General features: G+C 61.7%; 6 protein-coding genes. 5 read left to right on the top strand and 1 reads right to left on the bottom strand.

Annotated features, from left to right (window positions below; all coding sequences use genetic code 11):
• From PG892_RS21215 to mphR(A), 5 genes are all read left to right on the top strand, one after another.
• The coding region (locus PG892_RS21215) for a transposase (RefSeq protein ID WP_425536071.1) at positions 1–1,287 on the top strand (1,287 nt) is incomplete at its 5' end.
• Positions 1,288–1,333: 46 nt separating this feature from the next.
• Positions 1,334–2,038, top strand: a complete 705-nt coding sequence (locus PG892_RS21210; RefSeq protein ID WP_001067834.1) for an IS6-like element IS26 family transposase — start codon at positions 1,334–1,336, stop codon at positions 2,036–2,038.
• A gap of 121 nt (positions 2,039–2,159) precedes the next feature.
• Positions 2,160–3,065 carry an Mph(A) family macrolide 2'-phosphotransferase gene (locus tag PG892_RS21205; RefSeq protein WP_000219391.1) on the top strand — a complete coding sequence of 302 codons (906 nt, stop codon included), beginning with the start codon at positions 2,160–2,162 and terminating at the stop codon, positions 3,063–3,065.
• Entirely contained in the window at positions 3,062–4,300 is a 1,239-nt protein-coding gene (gene mrx(A) / locus PG892_RS21200) for a macrolide resistance MFS transporter Mrx(A) (RefSeq protein ID WP_000004159.1), read from the top strand. The genes PG892_RS21205 and mrx(A) overlap by 4 nt, the downstream gene beginning before the upstream one ends.
• Positions 4,300–4,884, top strand: a complete 585-nt coding sequence (gene mphR(A), locus PG892_RS21195) for a macrolide-binding transcriptional repressor MphR(A) (protein WP_001137892.1) — start codon at positions 4,300–4,302, stop codon at positions 4,882–4,884. The genes mrx(A) and mphR(A) overlap by 1 nt, the downstream gene beginning before the upstream one ends.
• 492 nt (positions 4,885–5,376) lie before the next feature.
• Here the strand turns inward: mphR(A) and PG892_RS21190 are convergent, their stop codons facing one another.
• A complete protein-coding gene (locus tag PG892_RS21190) occupies positions 5,377–6,141 on the bottom strand; it encodes an IS6-like element IS6100 family transposase (protein WP_001389365.1) in 765 nt (254 codons plus the stop codon).
• Between the last annotated feature and the right edge of the window lie 61 nt (positions 6,142–6,202).

The following is a 6,202-nucleotide window of genomic DNA, read 5'->3' as shown; positions in this document are numbered from 1 at the left end:
CACCAAAGCGAGGTGAGCATGGCGACGGACACCCCACGGATTCCAGAACAAGGCGTGGCCACTCTGCCTGATGAGGCTTGGGAGCGTGCGCGCCGTCGTGCGGAGATCATCAGTCCGTTGGCGCAGTCGGAGACGGTCGGGCACGAAGCGGCCGATATGGCGGCTCAGGCGCTGGGCTTGTCTCGGCGCCAGGTATACGTTCTGATCCGGCGTGCCCGGCAAGGCAGCGGCCTCGTGACGGATCTGGTGCCCGGCCAGTCCGGTGGAGGTAAAGGTAAGGGGCGCTTGCCGGAACCGGTCGAGCGCGTCATCCACGAGCTACTGCAAAAGCGGTTCCTGACCAAGCAGAAGCGCAGCCTAGCGGCCTTTCACCGCGAAGTCACTCAGGTGTGCAAGGCTCAAAAACTGCGAGTGCCGGCGCGCAATACCGTGGCCTTACGGATCGCTAGCCTTGACCCGCGCAAGGTCATCCGCCGGCGGGAAGGCCAGGATGCCGCTCGTGACCTACAAGGTGTGGGCGGCGAGCCTCCTGCCGTGACCGCGCCGCTGGAGCAGGTGCAGATAGACCATACGGTCATCGACCTGATCGTGGTCGATGACCGCGACCGGCAACCTATTGGCCGCCCGTACCTGACCCTCGCCATCGACGTGTTCACCCGCTGCGTGCTCGGCATGGTCGTCACGCTGGAAGCGCCGTCTGCCGTTTCGGTTGGCCTGTGCCTCGTGCATGTCGCCTGCGACAAGCGCCCTTGGCTGGAAGGACTGAACGTGGAAATGGATTGGCAGATGAGCGGCAAGCCCTTGCTGCTCTACCTAGACAACGCGGCCGAGTTCAAGAGCGAGGCCCTGCGCCGGGGTTGCGAGCAGCATGGCATCCGGCTGGACTATCGCCCGCTGGGACAGCCGCACTATGGCGGCATCGTGGAACGGATCATCGGCACGGCGATGCAGATGATTCACGACGAACTGCCGGGAACGACCTTCTCCAACCCTGACCAGCGCGGCGACTACGATTCCGAAAACAAGGCCGCCCTGACGCTGCGCGAGCTAGAGCGCTGGCTCACATTGGCGGTCGGCACCTACCACGGTTCGGTGCACAACGGCCTGCTCCAACCGCCGGCCGCGCGCTGGGCCGAGGCCGTGGCGCGTGTCGGCGTACCGGCCGTCGTCACACGCGCTACTTCGTTCCTGGTCGATTTTCTGCCGATCCTCCGGCGCACGCTGACCCGCACCGGCTTTGTCATCGACCACATCCACTACTACGCCGATGGGCACTGTTGCAAATAGTCGGTGGTGATAAACTTATCATCCCCTTTTGCTGATGGAGCTGCACATGAACCCATTCAAAGGCCGGCATTTTCAGCGTGACATCATTCTGTGGGCCGTACGCTGGTACTGCAAATACGGCATCAGTTACCGTGAGCTGCAGGAGATGCTGGCTGAACGCGGAGTGAATGTCGATCACTCCACGATTTACCGCTGGGTTCAGCGTTATGCGCCTGAAATGGAAAAACGGCTGCGCTGGTACTGGCGTAACCCTTCCGATCTTTGCCCGTGGCACATGGATGAAACCTACGTGAAGGTCAATGGCCGCTGGGCGTATCTGTACCGGGCCGTCGACAGCCGGGGCCGCACTGTCGATTTTTATATCTCCTCCCGTCGTAACAGCAAAGCTGCATACCGGTTTCTGGGTAAAATCCTCAACAACGTGAAGAAGTGGCAGATCCCGCGATTCATCAACACGGATAAAGCGCCCGCCTATGGTCGCGCGCTTGCTCTGCTCAAACGCGAAGGCCGGTGCCCGTCTGACGTTGAACACCGACAGATTAAGTACCGGAACAACGTGATTGAATGCGATCATGGCAAACTGAAACGGATAATCGGCGCCACGCTGGGATTTAAATCCATGAAGACGGCTTACGCCACCATCAAAGGTATTGAGGTGATGCGTGCACTACGCAAAGGCCAGGCCTCAGCATTTTATTATGGTGATCCCCTGGGCGAAATGCGCCTGGTAAGCAGAGTTTTTGAAATGTAAGGCCTTTGAATAAGACAAAAGGCTGCCTCATCGCTAACTTTGCAACAGTGCCGGATTGAATATAACCGACGTGACTGTTACATTTAGGTGGCTAAACCCGTCAAGCCCTCAGGAGTGAATCATGACCGTAGTCACGACCGCCGATACCTCCCAACTGTACGCACTTGCAGCCCGACATGGGCTCAAGCTCCATGGCCCGCTGACTGTCAATGAGCTTGGGCTCGACTATAGGATCGTGATCGCCACCGTCGACGATGGACGTCGGTGGGTGCTGCGCATCCCGCGCCGAGCCGAGGTAAGCGCGAAGGTCGAACCAGAGGCGCGGGTGCTGGCAATGCTCAAGAATCGCCTGCCGTTCGCGGTGCCGGACTGGCGCGTGGCCAACGCCGAGCTCGTTGCCTATCCCATGCTCGAAGACTCGACTGCGATGGTCATCCAGCCTGGTTCGTCCACGCCCGACTGGGTCGTGCCGCAGGACTCGGAGGTCTTCGCGGAGAGCTTCGCGACCGCGCTCGCCGCCCTGCATGCCGTCCCCATTTCCGCCGCCGTGGATGCGGGGATGCTCATCCGTACACCGACGCAGGCCCGTCAGAAGGTGGCCGACGACGTTGACCGCGTCCGACGCGAGTTCGTGGTGAACGACAAGCGCCTCCACCGGTGGCAGCGCTGGCTCGACGACGATTCGTCGTGGCCAGATTTCTCCGTGGTGGTGCATGGCGATCTCTACGTGGGCCATGTGCTCATCGACAACACGGAGCGCGTCAGCGGGATGATCGACTGGAGCGAGGCCCGCGTTGATGACCCTGCCATCGACATGGCCGCGCACCTTATGGTCTTTGGTGAAGAGGGGCTCGCGAAGCTCCTCCTCACGTATGAAGCGGCCGGTGGCCGGGTGTGGCCGCGGCTCGCCCACCACATCGCGGAGCGCCTTGCGTTCGGGGCGGTCACCTACGCACTCTTCGCCCTCGACTCGGGTAACGAAGAGTACCTCGCTGCGGCGAAGGCGCAGCTCGCCGCAGCGGAATGAGCGAACGTCGATATAGCCCGCTCGCGACGCTGTTCGCGGCGACCTTTCTCTTCCGGATCGGCAACGCGGTGGCGGCCCTCGCGCTTCCATGGTTCGTCCTGTCTCATACAAAGAGCGCGGCCTGGGCGGGCGCCACGGCCGCTAGCAGCGTCATCGCGACCATCATCGGCGCGTGGGTTGGTGGTGGCCTCGTCGATCGGTTCGGGCGCGCGCCCGTCGCATTGATCTCGGGTGTGGTGGGCGGCGTGGCCATGGCGAGCATCCCACTGCTCGATGCCGTTGGCGCCCTCTCGAACACTGGGCTGATCGCTTGCGTGGTGCTCGGTGCCGCGTTCGACGCACCCGGTATGGCCGCGCAGGACAGTGAGCTGCCCAAACTCGGCCACGTCGCCGGGCTCTCCGTTGAGCGCGTCTCGTCACTGAAAGCGGTGATCGGGAACGTCGCGATTCTAGGTGGCCCGGCCCTTGGGGGGGCCGCAATCGGCCTGCTTGGCGCTGCGCCAACGCTCGGGCTGACGGCGTTCTGCTCCGTCCTTGCAGGTCTGCTCGGCGCGTGGGTGCTTCCCGCGCGTGCCGCTCGGACGATGACCACGACGGCGACTCTCTCCATGCGCGCCGGCGTCGCTTTTCTCTGGAGCGAACCCCTGCTGCGCCCTCTCTTTGGTATAGTGATGATCTTCGTGGGCATCGTTGGCGCCAACGGCAGCGTCATCATGCCTGCGCTGTTTGTAGATGCAGGACGCCAAGTAGCAGAGCTCGGGCTGTTCTCCTCAATGATGGGGGCTGGTGGTCTCCTTGGCATTGCCATTCATGCGTCGGTCGGCGCCCGGATATCAGCGCAGAACTGGCTGGCGGTGGCATTTTGTGGCTCTGCGGTGGGCTCGCTTCTGCTTTCACAGTTGCCAGGCGTGCCGGTGCTGATGTTGTTGGGCGCGCTCGTGGGACTGCTGACCGGCTCAGTCTCTCCCATTCTCAACGCTGCCATCTACAACCGCACGCCGCCAGAACTTCTCGGCCGGGTACTCGGCACGGTCTCGGCGGTGATGCTGTCAGCCTCGCCCATGGTTATGCTTGCGGCCGGCGCGTTTGTCGACCTTGCTGGTCCGCTCCCTGGCCTCGTTGTATCGGCCGTGTTTGCGGGGCTCGTGGCTCTACTCTCGCTCCGTCTTCAATTTGCTACAATGGCGGCGGCAGCCACAGCCTCCGCCCCAACCCATACAGAAGGTGAACACTGATGCCCCGCCCCAAGCTCAAGTCCGATGACGAGGTACTCGAGGCCGCCACCGTAGTGCTGAAGCGTTGCGGTCCCATAGAGTTCACGCTCAGCGGAGTAGCAAAGGAGGTGGGGCTCTCCCGCGCAGCGTTAATCCAGCGCTTCACCAACCGCGATACGCTGCTGGTGAGGATGATGGAGCGCGGCGTCGAGCAGGTGCGGCATTACCTGAATGCGATACCGATAGGCGCAGGGCCGCAAGGGCTCTGGGAATTTTTGCAGGTGCTCGTTCGGAGCATGAACACTCGCAACGACTTCTCGGTGAACTATCTCATCTCCTGGTACGAGCTCCAGGTGCCGGAGCTACGCACGCTTGCGATCCAGCGGAACCGCGCGGTGGTGGAGGGGATCCGCAAGCGACTGCCCCCAGGTGCTCCTGCGGCAGCTGAGTTGCTCCTGCACTCGGTCATCGCTGGCGCGACGATGCAGTGGGCCGTCGATCCGGATGGTGAGCTAGCTGATCATGTGCTGGCTCAGATCGCTGCCATCCTGTGTTTAATGTTTCCCGAACACGACGATTTCCAACTCCTCCAGGCACATGCGTAAACGGAGGTGTGCAGAGTCCCTGCGGCAGGCGACGAACACGACCGTCGTCGATTAGTACCGGTACGGTCGGTGGTATCGAAGTCTTGATCACCACTCAGGTCTACGGCTTACAAATGGTGACCATCCCGATACTTGCGTCAGAGCACCGGGCCGATTCTTTGACAGTGAATCACTCCCGTAAGGTTGTGCCGGTGTGGGTGTCCCGGGTCGAGACGATACTCCGCCAATGCGCCCAGCAAACAACCTGGCCATCGCAGGTGGTGGGGAGCGGTGTGGCGGATGAGTTGGACAAGTTGGTGTAGCAGCACGAGCACGGCGAGATAACATCGCAGGAGTTCGACATGCTCAAGAGACAGCTGATTGCGAATCGCGATGCAGATTCATAACCCGATTGCGGGTTGGCTTCACTCCACCATCACCGAGCAGACTAGCACGGCGGGCTCTGTTGCAAAGATTGGCGGCAGTCAGAGGTAGGCTGTCGCTCTGCGCCGATCAGGCGGCTGCTGCGAAATGGTGGTTGAGCATGCCCATGGCCTCCGTCAGCGCCGAGGGCCCAATGCCAAAAGCTCTCTCCACAAGGCGCACCTCGCCCCTGATGCCGGGCTGCAGGCACCAGGGGCGAGCCTGTCCTTTGCGCAGGGCTCGCATGACTTCGAATCCCTTGATCGTGGCATAGGCCGTGGGGATCGATTTGAAACCGCGCACCGGCTTGATCAGTATCTTGAGCTTTCCGTGATCGGCCTCGATCACGTTATTGAGATACTTCACCTGCCGGTGGGCCGTCTCCCGGTCCAGCTTTCCTTCGCGCTTCAATTCGGTGATCGCTGCACCATAGCTCGGCGCTTTGTCGGTATTGAGCGTGGCAGGCTTTTCCCAGTGCTTCAGGCCTCGCAGGGCCTTGCCCAGGAACCGCTTCGCTGCCTTGGCGCTGCGGGTCGGCGACAGGTAGAAATCGATCGTGTCGCCCCGCTTGTCGACTGCCCGGTACAGGTAGGTCCACTTGCCCCGCACCTTGACGTAGGTTTCATCCAGGCGCCAGCTCGGATCAAAGCCACGCCGCCAGAACCAGCGCAGCCGCTTCTCCATCTCCGGGGCGTAGCACTGGACCCAGCGATAGATCGTCGTATGGTCGACCGAAATGCCGCGTTCCGCCAGCATTTCCTCAAGGTCGCGATAGCTGATCGGATAGCGACAATACCAGCGCACCGCCCACAGGATCACATCACCCTGGAAATGGCGCCACTTGAAATCCGTCATCGTTCCGTCCGTCCAATCTCCGCCAAGCATGCTCAAGCTTCACGATTTTTGCAACAGAGCC

Origin of the sequence: Aeromonas sp. QDB68 (genome assembly GCF_027707405.1) — a bacterium.
GTDB classification, from domain to species: Bacteria; Pseudomonadota; Gammaproteobacteria; order Enterobacterales; family Aeromonadaceae; genus Aeromonas; species Aeromonas caviae.
The sequence above is the reverse complement of the archived record's forward strand: the minus strand, read 5'-3'. Positions and strand labels throughout refer to the sequence as shown.